Genomic DNA, 17,362 nt, shown 5'->3' on the forward strand with positions numbered 1-17,362 from the left:
AAGGAGTGCCTCTTATGCTATATAAAGATTTACTTCAATTTGAACCAATCGAATCAATCATTAAACTGACTGATGCTAATGAAGAAGACTATGCCAAAGGAATGCTTCAATCATATGTCATTTCTGAGCGTATGGCAGATCAGTTAGCAGATGAAATTATTGAGCACATTCAATTCGAACGCCCACTTGAAAACAAAGGTCTTTTTATCGTCGGTAACTATGGGACCGGTAAATCACACTTAATGAGTGTTGTTTCTACGTTAGCGGAGCGTGAGAACTCCAGCCAATATATCACTAATGAAAAAGTTGCTACTAAAGCAAAAGATATCGAAGGGAAGTTTAAAGTAATTCGAATCGAAATCGGTTCGGTTCAAACCCCTTTACGTGATATTTTAATTGATGCTATGGAGACTCATCTATCTGACTGGGGAATCGATTATAAGTTCCCCTCAGACATGAAGATAGCTAACAATAAAATTGCACTTGAAGAAATGATGGGCTTATTCAATGAAAAATATTCAGACCAAGGACTTCTTCTCGTCATCGATGAATTATTAGATTACCTACGTGGACGTAAAGAACAGGAACTCACACTTGATTTAGGTTTCTTACGCGAAATCGGAGAAACCTGTTCAAAAACTCGACTACGCTTCATGGCTGGTATTCAAGAAATGTTATACGGAAACGCACGTTTTAGTTTTGTAGCTGACTCACTTCAAAGAATTAGTCAACGCTTCGTTCAAATAAGTATTATCCGTGAAGATATTGCGTTTGTTGTTTCAGAACGTCTTTTAAAGAAGACAGATGAACAAAAGTCGTATATCCGTGAACATCTTAAACAATTCACAAAACTGTACCACCGTTTAAATGAAGATATAGAAACATACGTTAACTTGTTCCCAATCCACCCTGCCTATCTGACTGCTTTTGAAAGTGTAAACCTAGTTGAAAAGCGAATCGCACTTCAAACAATTAGTGCAGAAATCAAAAAAATCATTAATCAACCATTGAATGAACATAATCCAGGTTTGATTTCATACGATAGCTACTGGACATACATTGAATCGAATGCCACAAACAAGTCAGATCAGCATATTCGTGATGTAATGAGTAAACATAAAACTTTGTATCGAGCGATTGATCAGTCGTTTCCAGAAACTAAAAAGCGCAGCTACCAGCAGACTGCGTTTCGAATTATTAATGCGTTAGCTGTTGATCGTTTAACGACCGACGACATTAACGATAAAGTTGGACTAACACCTGAGCGTTTACGTGATGAGTTATTTCTCCTGCCACCTGTAAATATTGAGTTCTTATTAGAAGAAGACGACCCATCAGATTTTTTGAAAACCAATGTTGAGGCAGCATTAAAAGAAATCCAAAAAACTGTAAGTTACCAGTACATTTCAACAAATGAAAGTAACGGCCAGTATTATTTGGATTTAAAGAAAGACATCGACGTGGACAGTCTAATTCAAGCTCAAGCTGAGACGATTGAAAATAACAAGTTGGATCGTTACTATTTTGACCTGCTTCAACAGACGTTGGAACTAGACGATAACACCTACATTAGTAACGTTAAAATTTGGAGTTATCAATTAATGTGGGAAGCTAACCGTATTGAACGTAAGGGTTATCTATTCTTCGGAGCTCCAAACGAACGCTCGACAGCACAACCAGAACGTGACTTCTATTTATATATGCTGCCTCCCTATGAGAAACGTTTATTCAAAGATGAACAAAAACCTGACGAATTATTCTTTGAATACGATCGTAGCGACAGTGAATTTGATCGCTTGTTAAAACTTTATGCTGCATCTCAAGACTTAGCACTCGATGCTTCATCCGGTACAAAGAAGTTGTATACGTCTAAAATTGACACGTATCGTCGTCAATTAGTAAGACGATTAACTGAGCAGTTTAATCAAACTGTTCAGGTTATTTATCAAGGGAAAAAAGCAGTAATTGCTGATACGATTCCGTATATGTTAAATACAGTTTCAGTCAAGAAATTAATTGATGCATCTGCAGAATCGCTATTGACCGATTGGTTCTCTAAAAAATATCCCGATTACCCTTCATTTGGACGAATTTATCCAGGAGTAACTTTTGAAAACATGCGGCAATATGTATTCAAAGCGTTACAAATGATTAACGGTGAGCCTCAAAAGATGGGCGAAGAATTATTATCTGGTTTTATCTTACTAGACAGTAAAAATCAATTTACAACCAGTCACTCTGGATATATCGAGTGGCTACAACAATTATTAGATAATAAAGAGAATGGTCAAGTCATCAATTATGACGAAATAATTGTTACTGAGCGCATTAAAGGAACTGAAGATATTCGTTATACGAAAGAGTTTCGCATGGAACCAGAACTTTTTGTTGTATTGCTCGGGGCTATGTTACAAGCAGGCAAAATTGAAATTACAATCGACGGTAAAACGTATGATGCAATGAACTACAGTGAGTGGATGAAGCTAGATATAAGTCTCCAAACAGGATTTAGTCATATTCGAAAACCATCTGGGCTTCCAACCGCTGCAATCAAAGCATTAAGTGACTTATATATGATCCCATTATCTAATTTTGAAGAAGAAACACTTCAACGCTTTATTAAAAAGCTAAATGAGAAAACGTCAGAGATCATTAAAAACATCCTTGAAGTGAATCAAAAGTTAAGAGATGGACTTCAAATTAAAGGTCAATCAATTCTCCCTTCACGAGAGATTCAAGAAAATCAAAGTATTCTAAACAAACATAAAGAGTTTGCAGAAACGTTACAACGCTATAATACAAAAGCTAAATTGAATAACTTGAGATTCAGTGAAGAAAACATTAAAAAGCAAGAGGAAGCTCTGAAAGTAAACGCAAAACTCAATGAACTTTTCTCCAATGTTAATCAATTGCAACCATTGCTCCATTATTTAGACTTGGCTCAATCAGCAGAATCTTTAGACTCTGAATGGAACAATCAAGTTGAGATTACAGTCGTTGAACTGGGACAAGCATTGCGAGACGGAACGAATATTGATTCTATTAAAAGACGATTAGAACAACTAAAGGAAAGCTATATTCAAAAGTACTTACTAGCGCATTCTAAAGTACGACTTACAGCTACTGAAAATGCTCAAAAACAGAACTTGTTAAATGATCAAAGACTTAGAGACTTAGAGTCATTAGCAGAACGGATTTCGATCTATCAAAGTTCTCAATTAAATCACTGGAAGCAACAGCTACTGAATTTGATGCCTTGCTACGAAGCAACTGAGGAACAGCTACAAAGAAATCCATTATGCAATTGTAAGTACCGAATGAATCAAGAAGAGCATATTGACAAACGAGCTTTAACTCAAGCAGATGAAAGACTTCAAACTCTATATGATCATTGGATTGAAGAACTTGCTAAAACCCTATCATCGCAAGACATTCAACAAAACGTTTCATTACTAAAAGACACACAGCAAAAACAAATTCAGGATTTTATTTCGTCTAGAAAATTACAATCTCCGATTGAAATTTCGTTTTTGCAAACAGTGAGTGAATTACTCTCTGGAATTACAAAAGTTGAATTCACATTAGAAGATTTTGAGAACATGATGGCACATGGTAGCCCGCTTACCATTCCTGAAATGAAAAATCAATTTGAGCAATTATTAAGTGAAAAGATTGGAAACCGATCCTCACAAAGTATTCGCGTATTGTTGAAGAAGTAAAGGAGAATTATGATGTCTGAACACGAGCAATTGTCATTTTCTACAGGAAGCGAGACAAACGATGAGCCTGTCGTTTGTCTCGGTTTGACATTTAAAAATGATAACGAAAGAAGAGCTTATTTTAAAGAAGAACTACGCAAAAAATTACCTGAGTTAAAACAAATTGAGGGCTTCCCAATTGGTGAAGATGAAGACATTATCGCTCTTTCTGATCCGCCATATTATACAGCTTGCCCTAATCCATGGCTGAATGAATTTATTCAGGAATGGGAGTTGCAGAAACAAGAATATTATAAAGAATTTTCAAATGATATTTATAAAGTTGAGCCATTTACTAGTGACGTTAGTGAAGGGAAAAACGATGCCGTTTACAATGCACATTCTTATCACACGAAAGTCCCACCCAAAGCGATTTTAAATTACTTATTACATTATACAAATCCAGGAGATATTGTTTACGATGGCTTTTCTGGCACTGGTATGACAGGTGTAGCGTCTATAATGGCTAATCAAGAAGCTACGGTGGAACAATTAAAACAAAAATCACTTCTAAATCATTCTAAAGAAATTTCCTATGGGAATCGGAACGTGATTTTGGGAGATTTGTCACCTATAGCTACCTTTATCTCCAAAAATTATAACACCCCATTAAATAGTGAGGATTTCGAGAAAGAAGCTTTAAAAATAATTTTTGAATTAGAAGATGAATATGGTTGGATGTATCAAACGCTAGATGAAAACACTCAAAAACATCATACTATTAGTTATACAGTTTGGAGTGATGTCTTTTCATGTCCCCAATGTGAATCAGATATAATTTTTCACTATGATGCTACAGACGATAAAAATAATAAAGTCTTAGATTCCTTTAGTTGCCCTAATTGCAAAATAAATTTAACTAAAAAAGAATTAAATCGATCATGGGAATATTTTTTCGATGAAGCATTGAATCAAAATGTAAAATGTATTAAAACATTACCAGTAATGATTTGCTATAAAGAGAATAATAGAAACAAACTTAAAAAAATTTCAAAAACAGATAATGAAATAATTAATCGAATAAATAATTTACCACTCGATTCCTGGTATCCAACTGACAGAATGCCTGAAGGCGATGAATCTAGAAGGAATGACAGAATTGGATACACTCACGTTCAACATTTTTATACAAAACGCAATTTATTTTTGCTCTCTAAGCTACACGAACGTATTTCTGTCAGTCCCTATCGAGACCAACTTTTATTGTTGTTTACTAGCCACCTTGTAAACTTGTCTAAACTTAATCGATATCGTCCTGAAGTTTCTTTTCCATACAATCCATTAAGCGGTACGCTCTATATTGGTTCAAGAGTTGCAGAATCTAATATATTTGAAGCTTATAAGAATAAAGTTAAAAAACTAAAATTAGCATTTCTCGCAAAAAATAAAAATAACGTAGTATCTCTACACTCACAGTCACATACAAATATTAAAGATAACACAATAGATTATGTATTTACTGATCCTCCGTTTGGAGCAAACATAATGTATTCTGAGCTTAGTTTTTTATGGGAATCCTGGATTAGAGTTAAGACGAACAACAAACCTGAAGCCATAATCAATAAATCTCAGAATAAAAAGATAAATTCATACCAAAAATTAATGGAACAAAGCTTTAAAGAGTATTATAGAGTATTGAAACCTGGGCGATGGATTACAGTAGAATTTAGTAACTCTAAAGCTAGTATTTGGAACTCTATACAAGATTCGATACAAAAAGCAGGATTTATAATAGCTAATGTAGCCGCTCTTGACAAAAAAATGGGAAGCTTTAAAGCGGTGACTTCTGCTACAGCTGTCAAACAGGATTTAGTTATTTCTGCATATAAACCGCTTAATGAAGATATAAAAAACATTCAGCAAACATCTAATAGTATTGAGTCGGCATGGGTGTTTACATCGCAACATCTTGAGAAATTGCCTCTAATTCATAAAAACTCTTTACAAAATGACTATATTATAGAACGTACTCCTAGAATATTATTTGATAGAATGGTAGCTTATCATATACAAAATAATCTTCCAGTACCTATTTCTTCTGCAGAATATCAAAAAGAATTGACACAAAGATTTCCTCTAAGAGATGGAATGATATTTTTAGATAATCAAGTCACTCAATATGATAAATATTCAGCATCTTTTAAAGAAGTCTTCCAAACCTCTTTGTTTATTTCTGAAGAAAGCAGTGCTATTGAATGGATACGTCAACAACTATTAAAAACACCTCAAACTCGTCAAGATCTTCAACCTAGATTTATGAAAGAAATTCAACACATTGCAAAGCATGAAAAACTACCTGAATTAGATGATTTATTGGCACAAAACTTTTTACGCTACGACAATGAACCTGAAGTTCCAACACAGATAGTTTCATACTTCCGAAGAAACTATCCTGACCTCCGCGGTCTTGAACCTACTGATGAAAAGATTAAACAAAAAGCCATGAATCGCTGGTACGTTCCGGATCCAAATAAACAAGCAGACCTTGAGAAACTTCGTGAAAAATCACTTTTACGAGAATTCAATCTTTACGTCGATGAAATGACAAAATCAAAAAAGAAACTAAAAGAATTCCGTACTGAAGCAATTCGAGCAGGCTTTAAAAAAGCATGGAGCGAAAAAGACTATCAAACAATTGTCGACGTTGGTAATCGTTTGCCTGAAACCGTTATTCAAGAAGATGATAAACTTCTTATGTACTTCGACAACGCCCAGATTAAACTAGGGCTATGACAGGAGATGTAGGAAACGATGAATAACTTACATCGCATACAGTCATTTCTGCTTCAATCTAATCCGTATTATGTCGTTCGAGACATGGATCAGTTATTTAACTCACCGCCTTTTCGAAATATGGTAACCAATCTAGGTTATACCGTTCATGTGGCAGACGATCCGATAGCAATTCGACTTGCCTATGAAACATTTCGTTTGAGCAACCAAAAGGGACCGTTCCTTTTAGTCATTTCTCAAGATTTTTCTTCTGTCCCTTTTGATATTTTAGAAAGTAGTCTTCAAGTTACTATTACTTGGGGACTACTTTTTCCTCATTTAAATGAATCTGCTTTACAGCAATTTAATAGCGAGGATTTACTTCAAGTATTAGATGCACACGAGCACATGCCTAAAACGATTCAATCCTATGAAAAGTCGATGATCTATTTATTCAACAAGCTGTACGATATTGATTTAAAACGATATTTTAGTCATCCGTATGAGTTCTATGCATACGTAGCATCATTCTATGAATCTCGTGGAGATTTTCCAGCTCAATTCCAAACATTCTTGAAGGAAGCTCACTCTTTATCACCACTTTGGACATCTCATCAAGGATTGTTTGAGTCTCAAGTAAAGTTGCGTAAGTTGTTAAATCAACAATTTATGAATGATATTGCTCAATATGACATGATGCAAAAAGAGAATTCATCTTTTTATGAAGTTACTTTTCCTGGATTATCTTTTTATCTGCGTCCTGAGATTATGGCCCAGTTAACAAAGTTGCCAGTAGAAAACAAAAAAAGATATCCAGCTGAGATTCAACTGCTCCTCATCGAACAAAGCAAACAATCAGCAGATGCAATACCACTTTCTGAATTACCGATTTCAAATTATCAAGCTTTTGAACTAAATGATTGGAAAATGTTTGGAGAACAAATCGGGAAAGTACGTGCCTCTTATCTTTTAAACGATTTATCGTTCTCTATTGAGGCTGAGGAAAATATCAAAGTAGCAAACACCCACTTTGAAAATTGGCTTACTTCTAGTTTCGAATCTTTGCGCTCTTTACCAAATGTGCCATCGCCAAAACTGTCTCATCAAATTCCTCATTTCCTTTCAAAATCTTCAGCAGATAAAATTGCGTTAATCGTGATGGACGGAATGAGTTTTACGATGTGGGAAGTCATAAAGCCAACTCTATTAAAAGAAGGGTGGTCGTTTGAAGAGCACAGTGTTTTCTCATGGGTGCCTACCCTAACCAATGTTTCGCGACAGGCTATTTTTTCTGGTAAAGAGCCCCGTGCATTTGCAGATAGCTTTTCGACAACAAACAAAGAAGCTCAACTATGGAAATCTTTTTGGATTGAAGATGGTTATCAGCAAAATGAAATTTTTTATCAGCGTAGCCTTGGGCTCGAAGAGTATACAACAGAATCTATCCTAAGTCTCAATTCTCCTTATGCCCGTGTATATGGTTGTGTCATTGATGTGATTGATCGATTCATGCATAGTGCAATACAAGGACTTGTTTCAGTGTTTCGAGAAACTCAACTTTGGATCCAAGGAGGATATCTTCTATCTTTGCTTCAGGATTTACATCAATCAGGATACGAGATCTATCTTACAGCTGACCACGGTCATATTGAAGCTACTGGAACTGGACGAATCAATGAAGGAATTCTTGCGAACACAAAAGGGCAGCGCGTTCGAAATTATGATACTATGTTAATTCGAGAACGAACTCATGTAGAACACTCATCTTCAATTGAATGGAATTCTTCAGGACTGCCGCCTACAATCTATCCATTACTTGCGAGTGGTAATTCCGCTTTCATCACAAAGAATGAACGCATTGTGACCCATGGCGGTATTCATATTGAAGAAGTGATTGTTCCGTTTGTTCAATTAACACGCAAATGAATGAAAGAGAGGCTCTTTATGAATCCAATTGGCTTCATTAAACCTATACGTCCTGAATATGTTCACTTTTATATTCATATGAGACAAGATCCAACCTATACATTGAATGATGACTTATCGTTGTTCATAAAAGGGAAAGAAACAAAAGATCAAATTAAAAGTATCTTGAATCGTACCCTATCCGATCAAGATGACGAATCGCTGTTCCGCTATCACTCTTTCTCTACTTCCAATCAAGCATTTTACTACTATGCTTTGTCATGTCTCGCTTATCCGTTTTTTAGAGATACTGTAGAATACATCGGAAAACAATTTCGACTTCATGACCATGTGACTACTCGTCAAATTCAGCACCATTTAAAATCAATATACGGAAACCGACGTCGGGTTGAAGTAGCTGTTGCTTCTGTTTTGTCTACTTTATACTATTGGAATTTAATCGATCGTCCTAAGATCGGGATTTACTCTAAGGTTGTCTGTGAAATTGATTTCAAATTTCATATCGCTCTAATGATTGAAGTGTTAATGCAATCTGTAAATCATTCTTCCATTTCGAAAGAAACGCTCGAATACAATTCGATTTTCTTCCCTTTTCACTATGATGTTACAATTGCAGATGTGAAAGAAGAAAATTATCGAGTTATTCCTACTATTCGAGATACCATCATTGAACGTGCCTAAAAAGTCTTTTACAGTTAATTGTAGAAGACTTTTTTCTTTGGAGGATATTATGACGATACAAATCGGAACAATTATTAACATCCCACTATTTGAAGAACCAATAAAGCTACTGAAGTGCGAGCCATATGGAGAACAGTATCACTCTTTACAAGCAATCGGTCTCCAAACCAATCAGTACTATCATCAACTTATAAGCAATGATTCACTACTTGGAACTGAATCCTCGTATGGGCACTTACCTGAAAAATGGTCTGATCTTCTTCCCTTGTTAAGTTATCACTTATTGAAAAGCGAAGATTTTGCTAAAGAAAATTACTTGTCACACTTTAAAAAAATATTGCCATTTCCTCACCAAATTGAAGCTGTCTATCATCAATTTTTAGAAGGAACCCCGGTCCGCTTCTTACTTGCCGATGATCCTGGTGCAGGTAAAACAATTATGTCCGGGATGCTTTTAAAAGAACTGACAATTCGTCATCATCTTAAGCGTGTATTAATCTTAGCACCACCTCTTGTCCTTACACAGTGGCAACAAGAAATGAACGAAAAGTTTAATGAAACCTTCACTATTATTTCTCGCTCTACATTAACGACAGAAAAAGTAAATTCTTTTATGAAGCACTCTCATTGTTTAACTTCTTTAAACTGGGCAGCTCGTGAAGATGTTCAAAAGTTAATACTAGAAGCAGATTTTGATTTAGTCATCATTGATGAAGCACATAAAATGGCTGCCTATCAAACGAATAGTAAAAAAATCGTGAAAACTAAGTTATATGCGTTAGGTGAAAAATTACTTCAACGTACCCCTCATGCTTTATTACTAACAGCAACACCTCACAAAGGTGATGCACAAAATTATAGACTACTTTTAAAATTGCTTGACCCTCTCGTATTTCACGATTCATTAAGTGAAGAAGCACTCAATCAAACAAGTAATCCGTATATTGTTCGTCGACTAAAAGAAGACATGGTTGATTTAAACGGAAAAAGTATATTTCCAAAAAGAGTCACGAAAACCATTCAATACGAGTTAAGTAAAGAAGAACTCGAATTGTACAATTCTGTAACGTCTTACGTGCAGGATTACTATAATAAAGCAGTGGCAAATAAGCAAAATGCCACCACTTTCGCACTCATGATTTTACAACGACGATTAAGTTCATCGATGTTTGCGATTGAACAGTCTCTGGACAGACGACTTCAAAAATTAACATTGTACTTAGAATTAAATGAACGTGATCGAAAAAAACGAATGACAAATGTCATAAAAACCTATCAACAAAAAAGTGAAGACGAATTTACCCTTAATTCAGCTGAAGACTTAGTTGATGACATTATTGAATTTGTTGACACAAATCGCATTCAGGAAGAACTCAATATCGTTCATGAACTAATCTCAGAAATCAAACAATTTCGACGATATCATACCGAACGGAAATACATTGAATTAGAAGATTTATTATTGGGCGCAGATGGATTATTAAATCAAGAAGAGAAATTATTGATTTTCACTGAATCTGTCGACACCTTAACTTTTTTAAAAAAACGTCTGTCATTTCATGTTGATCATATTGCCATTTTACAGGGTAGCCAATCAATGAAAGAGCGTTTAACTCAGATTGAGTACTTTAAAAAAGATGCTCAAATTATGATCGCGACTGACGCTGGCGGAGAATCAATCAACCTTCAATTCTGTAATCAACTTGTGAACTATGATATTCCTTGGAATCCTAACAAATTGGAGCAACGTATGGGTCGAATCCATCGTATCGGTCAGCAGAATGACGTACTAATTGTGAATATGGTCGCAAATAACACGCGTGAAGGCTATGTTCTAACAAAGCTTTTTGAGAAACTGGAATCTATGAAATCAAATCTGGGGGAAAACAGTGTATATGATTTTTTAGGCGATGTGTTAGGAAATGATTTCTCATTAAGTCGCATTATGGAAGATACTGTTGTATCTCGAAAAAACCTATCTGATTTTGTGAACGAGCTTGATAAACAATTAGATGACGAACAACTTAAACTTAAATACGCTTCTGATCATTGGAGCTATTTAACTTCAAAATATGACTTACAAAAGATAAAAGATGATTTAGTGATTGCAGAAGTCAATCGAGTACCTCTTGGTCTTCACCAAAAATTTATTATTCAAGCTCTGAAACAAGAAAACGTCATTCTAGATGAAAGTCAAAAACAATTTCAAATTTCCTATTTACCACCCTCATTCAAGAAGAACTATGAAGACAGTCTTAACTGGTCAATTGAAACACCTTTTTCGGTTTTTGATTTAAAAGAATCTGATGATTTGTCTCAGATTACAAAGTCTCACTTTCTCTATAAATGGATGCTAGATTATCTGGAAACGCCTGCAGTTCAATTACCTGCTCAAAAATATATGTTTAATAACAATCTACTCAATTTAAAAAACATTTGGGTTTTCAAGATTAGACTTAAAAATAGTAAAGAAGAAACAATGTATAATACAATTTTAACGATTGGAGAACAGAAAAATGGAACTTTAATTCATTTGAGTAACAATTGGTTGTATACAAGTGACTTCTTATCTTTAGCTACTATCGATAAAGCTTCATACGATGAGAAAGTTGTAGATTTTTTGACGACTTATATTACTGCCGAAGTAAAACCTTTAGAAGAAAAGAAGAGTCTTTACACCTTCAAATTGCGAGAGTTTATTAGCAAATCTTTAGATGAACAAACCAATCAGTTGTACGATCAAATTTTTCAACTTCAATCTAATATGACATCTACTAACTCTAAGACATTGAACAAACTGAATGCATCAGTAAAATCACTTAATCAAATAAAATATATTAAGCTAGAACAACTTGATCGACAAAGTATGATTCAAATTGATTATCCTAAATTAATTGGGCAATTTGAATTTAACCCTTTAAGTGAAATTGAAAGTAGTTCTCGAATCAATCCTAAAAAATTCGAACAGCTTGTTCGAGAATATGAATTAACAAATGGTCGTCAAATAAAACATGTATTTCATCCATTAGATATTGTGGATTATTACTCAGAGTATCCAAATGGTGATGGAAGATATATTGTGTTGCTTTCTAAAGATACGAACATTGATAGTGATATGTTTGAGTCATTATCAAAACCTGTTTATGTCTACTTGATTGATCAATCTAGCTTTGTAACCGAAAGAAAAATGTAACTAGAGTCAAACTTCTCTAGTTACATTTTTATATTCATTACTCGTAAAAGCTATACGTTGCTTCATATATTGTTGTAACTCAGGATCACAACAATACACGTAACATCCCTTCATCCCACGAGTCATTAATGTGCGATACGTATTTTTCACGAGCCGCTCAAGAGCGTCCACTTCATTCTTCTTCGGTTTTGCCGGTCTAGCCCCACTATCTTTGAATTCTTCCCGCCGTACAATCAATTGTTTTGATTGTGGATCATAACCTAAATCAGGACCGATGATTACTCCTGCATATGTCATTTCTAAGCCTTGTACTGTATGGATGCATCCAATCTGTTCACGTCCATCTGGATGAATAGCCCAGTCTAAACGTTTTGAATCATTCCAAGGCATTGCGAAATCATGCTCAGGAATCTGTACATCTGCAACAAGCTGTCCGTTTAATCGTTCTTTCGTCCAACTCCATGCATACCCAGCCGTAACGCGACCGTCACGTTTCGACACAACTTCGTCAATCAATTGCTGTGGTGAGTCTAATACTTGAATGTCATATGACCCGTCTAATTCAATTTCCTCTTCATTATTAAAAAATCTATTTATCCATTCAATATAGTTACCTGATCCACCACATCGAAATTGAGAATCCAATGTTAATTCGTGAATAATAGCATTTTGCTTATTGGCTTCCTCTTTAATCAATGAATAGGACCCAATATCTTTCTTCGAAATCATTTGCTCATCATCAATAAAGAAAACACTCATTTTCGCACTCCGAATAATTTGAGTCGCTTGATTCTCTCCTTCAATTTTTCGTTGCATATGTCCATGATTTTTTAATCGGTGCGCCTCATCACAAACTAATACGTCAATTTTATTCATTTGAGTATCTACGTAAGAACCGGAACCTTTAAACATATCTCGAATTTCAATAATGCTCTTTTGTCTTGCCAGCTTTTTTCGTAAGACTTCTCGGAAAGCTGCATTCGGCGTAATATACTCGACTAATGCCTGCTCATTCATGAGTGCCTTTAGAGCATTCAAACCGATTACGGATTTCCCAGTCCCCGGTCCACCTTTAATTAATACAACATGCTTCTCGTCCGTATGTAACACATGCTCAGTATAAATCGTTAAAATCTGTTCATAGGCCACTTTTTGTTCATCCAATAATATGAACTCTTCGTTCCCTTCAAACATCAGATTTAACGTCTCTACTAATTTTTTTGAAGGTCTCAGTTTTCCGGTCTCAATTTCCTTAGCAATGTCTGCGCCTTTACCAGCCCCTACTCGTTTTGTGACGTAAGCAGCTAAGCGTAAATCATCCATTTTGAAATAAATCGGTGCTTCCTTGTAATAATGTCTGTATCGATCATTCAATAAAGGTTCATTTTCATGTTTCCTTGATCGAATATAATTATGTAAATAAGCGCATGAATCAAGTGTTATATCAGACTCGATTGGATCTACCGATTCAAGATAATTTTCCAAGTATCGGCGATACGATAAGGCTTGATAAGAAGGATGGACTGTCGATTGGGTTCTTCCGTAAAAGGCGGTTTGGACGATACCATCTCCGTCAGCGAGATCAGCTTTCGTCCATTGCTTTAGTTCGATAATAATTGCATTCTTTTGACCATCCGTATCTTTCCCCGCAATAATGAAATCAATTCGTTTTTGAGTTGATGGTAAATTAAACTCAAGAAGAATATTTACGTCATCAGGTATCGATTCTCCTCGAATGACCCGCATCATCTCTGAAAGTGAGTTTTCCCATGAAATCATCTCGGAAGCACTAACGCGCCGATTCATTTTTTCTTCGATGTTTTTACTAAGGATATAACTAATTTCTTTTTCTAAGATGTGCTCTACAAACATGTACTTGGGTTCGTTATAAATGATCATGATTTCCTCCAGGGTTAGATTTTATTCTATTTTTCAGCTGTTCAATCGTTAAGTACTCGCCACCTTCTTTTCGATGTAGCATTGCATGGCAATTTGGACAAACCGGTCTTAAGTCATTTATTGGATCCACCACATAATTCCGTCCAATCTCATGAAGTGGTTTAATGTGATGGACGTGAATAAAATCTCTACCGACTTCACCATATTTTTTTTCAAAGTTGATTTGGCAAACCTGACAGCTCACCCCGTAGTATTCCATGCATCGTTTACGTGCGAGCGGGTTACGTTCATACGTATTAACTGAAACGATTTTTCGTTTGCCTTCTTCTAATAATTCTGGCACTTCGTCTGCATAATACCCAGCGGTTAAATCTTTGTCGAAAAACGAAGTGATGTAGTCTTTCAATTCTCCTATCAACTTCATCGACCCTTGAACATTTCCTTTCAATCCATTTTCTCGCAAATATTCTAAAGACAATAGGTCATTGTCTACTTCGTCTAACAAACGAATGCGAGACCAGTCCAATTCTTTAGAATCCTCAAACTGAACTTCACCTTTCCGAAATGTACCATCATAACTCACATCTGAAGAGCGCACAACCCCTTCAATTACTTCAACTTTATAACGTACTTTCTGAATATGGCCAGACAGATAGATAAATAGAATGTCCCCATTTTCATAGTTGAAGGACCGTCTCCAATGTAAAAAATCATATCGACCAAAAGCACTCTCTAAGTCATATTCATTCGGATTTGCTGGGATGAGCCAAATCCGACGGGCATTATGATGGTCTCTCTCTTCTAATTCAATCCTTCTCTTTAATGCAATATCCTTTGGAGCAATAAATCGATACTCATCCTCTTGGTCAAAAAATGGAATGTTATAGGTATAGCCTCTCTCAATCGCGTTAAAGCATTTCGACTTATTTAAATTTAAAAGGTCTGAGAAGAATGTTGCTGCTAATTGAATATTCGACTCTTCCCTTAGTTTCTGATTGTTTTTAAAAATTGTAATCGGTGTGGCCATTTCAAACTCCCCTTCTCTGTTAAAAATTAAATCATGTATTAATATAGTTTCGTCGTAACTTCATACTACACGAGGCCACTGCTTGATTTTTCGTCTTTTCACTTTTGTCTGTTGCGCTTTTGACTACACCTCATAAAATATTAACCTTAGTCAATTTTATTACATACCTTATTCTCGTTCGTTTTCTAAAATCAACTTAATAACGTAGTCGAATATTTACTTTCAATTCAATGAACATTAGAAGAAGGGATGAGAAATTATGAATACTAATGAGGCGATTACAGAGTGGTCCTATTGGAAAGCAGTTGTGCGCTATGGACATGTAGGTAAAGGAAAAGAAATTAGTGTAGCAAGATATCTAGTAATGCCTGGCGGTTCGACCACGGTCGACGTGATGGAAGTCATCACTGAAATGCCAGGAACAAAAAAGCGTTCCGTCGGTTCGATTCAAAAAATTGACCATTTGGAGTATCTTCAAGGTCTTCGCTCAGAGAAGGAAAACTTTTTTCTACAACGACTTTTCGAAGGAAAACAAGCCCAATAATGTTTTAAACAATACGTCACCTATACATCTCAAGATTGAAATGTATAGGTGATTTGAATTTTCATTTAATCCCCTCAAACAAACAGAGTCTGTAATCAAACACGTCATTTCGGATTCGCTTCTATACTTTGCTCTTTCTAGGCATTTTAATGATTTTATATAGTTTTTACAGCATACGTTCTATCTCGTTGCCCGCCCGTTGACGAAAGTTCAATTACGTTCTCTTCGACTAATTGATCAAGACAAGCACAGACGTCTGAGTAAATTTTGTAGCGGCCTGTATTGTAAGACTTATTTGAAGCACCATTGAGCACTAGATACTCTGCTACATCGTCAGCATTTATCAATCTTAACCTACAAGTTTTGATATATTCCAAAATTGCCGTTCGAAAATGACTTTTTGTTAGCAAATTCTTCGAGCTTACTTGGCGTTTTGATAAATCGTAACGCTTGTTTAGTAATTCAGTTCTATTTGCGTCTTCGATTTCTTTTTGTTTCGCTATATATTCATTTTTCTTCTGCTTCAATTCTTGTAGAAAGGAATCTCTTAGCTGCATTTCGATTTTAGGATCGCTTAGTTGTAATGTTTCAGTAGTCAACAAGGCAGTAGATAGACTGATTTCATATCCTCCGTTTAACGCAAATGCTCGGAATGGATTTTTGTGCTCATCTTCAATAAAACGTCGAACAGAGAATTGGATACTATCTTCTTTAGATTGGATATAGTAAAGGCTTCGAACCTTATAAAAATTCGGAATATTTTGGTGATGATAATCAAATAGTTCGAATAAGGATTGATCACGCGCTGTTTCATTCAATAATGTTTCCCACATTAAATCTTCAGGAGTTTTCATCGCCAGATTTAACTCAGCTTCCCAAAGGTGAATCACATGACGACTTAAATCAATCGACTGTTCTGTATTTTCAATGAACCAAATGGGTATAAGTCCCTTTTCTTTGAAGTATGTATTCCGTTTAATAATTTGCTTAGCCAATTTTTCATCTCGATTTTGTGTCACATTGGTAAGCACCGTAATCGCAATTTCTTTATCCACATTCTTTACGATAATATCAGGATAGTAACGCCACTTTTCAGTCGCTTTTGCAACAAAACCGTATTCAACTTCGAGTTCCTTATTTATTTTTTGTTGAGCTTTCAGTTCATCATGAATAAAGTTCTTTATAACCGAATGCTGTTTTGACTCTCTTTTAATCTGATCCTGGTACTTGTCACTTTCAATAGAAAGTTCACATGACTTTGATTGCTTGTGAGAGAAGTGGTGAACCCGATCACTCCCGGCCCTTATGATAAGTGTTTCATTACAATACGGGCAGCTAAACGCCCCTTTATCCGAACTTTTTTTCAGTTCACGAATTTCTCGCTTTTCATCTAATAAAACTGATAAATTTACGTTCTTTCCCTCATACATCGCTTCCTGCAAAATCAATTCCTCCCTAGTTAAAACGAATTAACAAAATACATTATATTACTTTTAAATTTTATTAATTCCATTATATAACATATAGAGTGTTTTAAAAATATAATTGACAGAGAAGAGTAGTTAACTGACTTTAATCATTTTGAATCATTACTGACAACAAAAAAACCACCCACCAGCTTT

The 17,362-nt window shown here is 35.3% G+C and carries 9 protein-coding genes; 6 read left to right on the top strand and 3 right to left on the bottom strand.

Annotation, left to right across the window (positions count from 1 at the left end):
• The first annotated feature begins 14 nt into the window (after positions 1-14).
• From KNO71_RS16205 to KNO71_RS16225, 5 genes are read left to right on the top strand one after another with little or no spacing between them, the layout of a single operon-like run.
• Positions 15-3,719: a DUF6079 family protein gene (locus KNO71_RS16205; protein ID WP_214689527.1), complete on the top strand. Its 3,705-nt coding sequence runs from the start codon at positions 15-17 to the stop codon at positions 3,717-3,719.
• Between the two features lie 12 nt (positions 3,720-3,731).
• Complete coding sequence (locus KNO71_RS16210) at positions 3,732-6,491, top strand: DNA methyltransferase (protein WP_353047667.1); 2,760 nt, start codon at positions 3,732-3,734, stop codon at positions 6,489-6,491.
• A gap of 18 nt (positions 6,492-6,509) precedes the next feature.
• Entirely contained in the window at positions 6,510-8,396 is a 1,887-nt protein-coding gene (gene pglZ, locus KNO71_RS16215) for a BREX-3 system phosphatase PglZ (RefSeq protein ID WP_214689539.1), read from the top strand.
• 18 nt (positions 8,397-8,414) lie between these two features.
• Positions 8,415-9,077 carry a hypothetical protein gene (locus KNO71_RS16220; RefSeq protein ID WP_214689541.1) on the top strand — a complete coding sequence of 221 codons (663 nt, stop codon included), beginning with the start codon at positions 8,415-8,417 and terminating at the stop codon, positions 9,075-9,077.
• Between the two features lie 49 nt (positions 9,078-9,126).
• Complete coding sequence (locus KNO71_RS16225; protein WP_214689543.1) at positions 9,127-12,270, top strand: DEAD/DEAH box helicase; 3,144 nt, start codon at positions 9,127-9,129, stop codon at positions 12,268-12,270.
• Between the two features lie 6 nt (positions 12,271-12,276).
• Here the strand turns inward: KNO71_RS16225 and KNO71_RS16230 are convergent, their stop codons facing one another.
• Both KNO71_RS16230 and KNO71_RS16235 read right to left on the bottom strand, forming a co-directional pair.
• On the bottom strand, positions 12,277-14,169 hold the full coding sequence (locus KNO71_RS16230) for a DUF2075 domain-containing protein (protein WP_214689545.1): 1,893 nt from the start codon (positions 14,167-14,169) through the stop codon (positions 12,277-12,279).
• On the bottom strand, positions 14,156-15,196 hold the full coding sequence (locus KNO71_RS16235; RefSeq protein WP_214689547.1) for an HNH endonuclease: 1,041 nt from the start codon (positions 15,194-15,196) through the stop codon (positions 14,156-14,158). Before KNO71_RS16235 ends, KNO71_RS16230 begins: the two co-directional genes overlap by 14 nt.
• A 259-nt stretch (positions 15,197-15,455) precedes the next feature.
• Between KNO71_RS16235 and KNO71_RS16240 the strand changes: the two genes are divergently transcribed.
• Positions 15,456-15,740: a hypothetical protein gene (locus tag KNO71_RS16240; protein ID WP_214689549.1), complete on the top strand. Its 285-nt coding sequence runs from the start codon at positions 15,456-15,458 to the stop codon at positions 15,738-15,740.
• A gap of 155 nt (positions 15,741-15,895) precedes the next feature.
• Here KNO71_RS16240 and KNO71_RS16245 read toward each other — a convergent pair whose 3' ends face one another.
• Complete coding sequence (locus KNO71_RS16245; RefSeq protein WP_214689551.1) at positions 15,896-17,182, bottom strand: competence protein CoiA family protein; 1,287 nt, start codon at positions 17,180-17,182, stop codon at positions 15,896-15,898.
• Between the last annotated feature and the right edge of the window lie 180 nt (positions 17,183-17,362).

Origin of the sequence: Exiguobacterium sp. s163 (assembly GCF_018617135.1) — a bacterium.
Taxonomy (GTDB): domain Bacteria; phylum Bacillota; class Bacilli; order Exiguobacteriales; family Exiguobacteriaceae; genus Exiguobacterium; species Exiguobacterium profundum.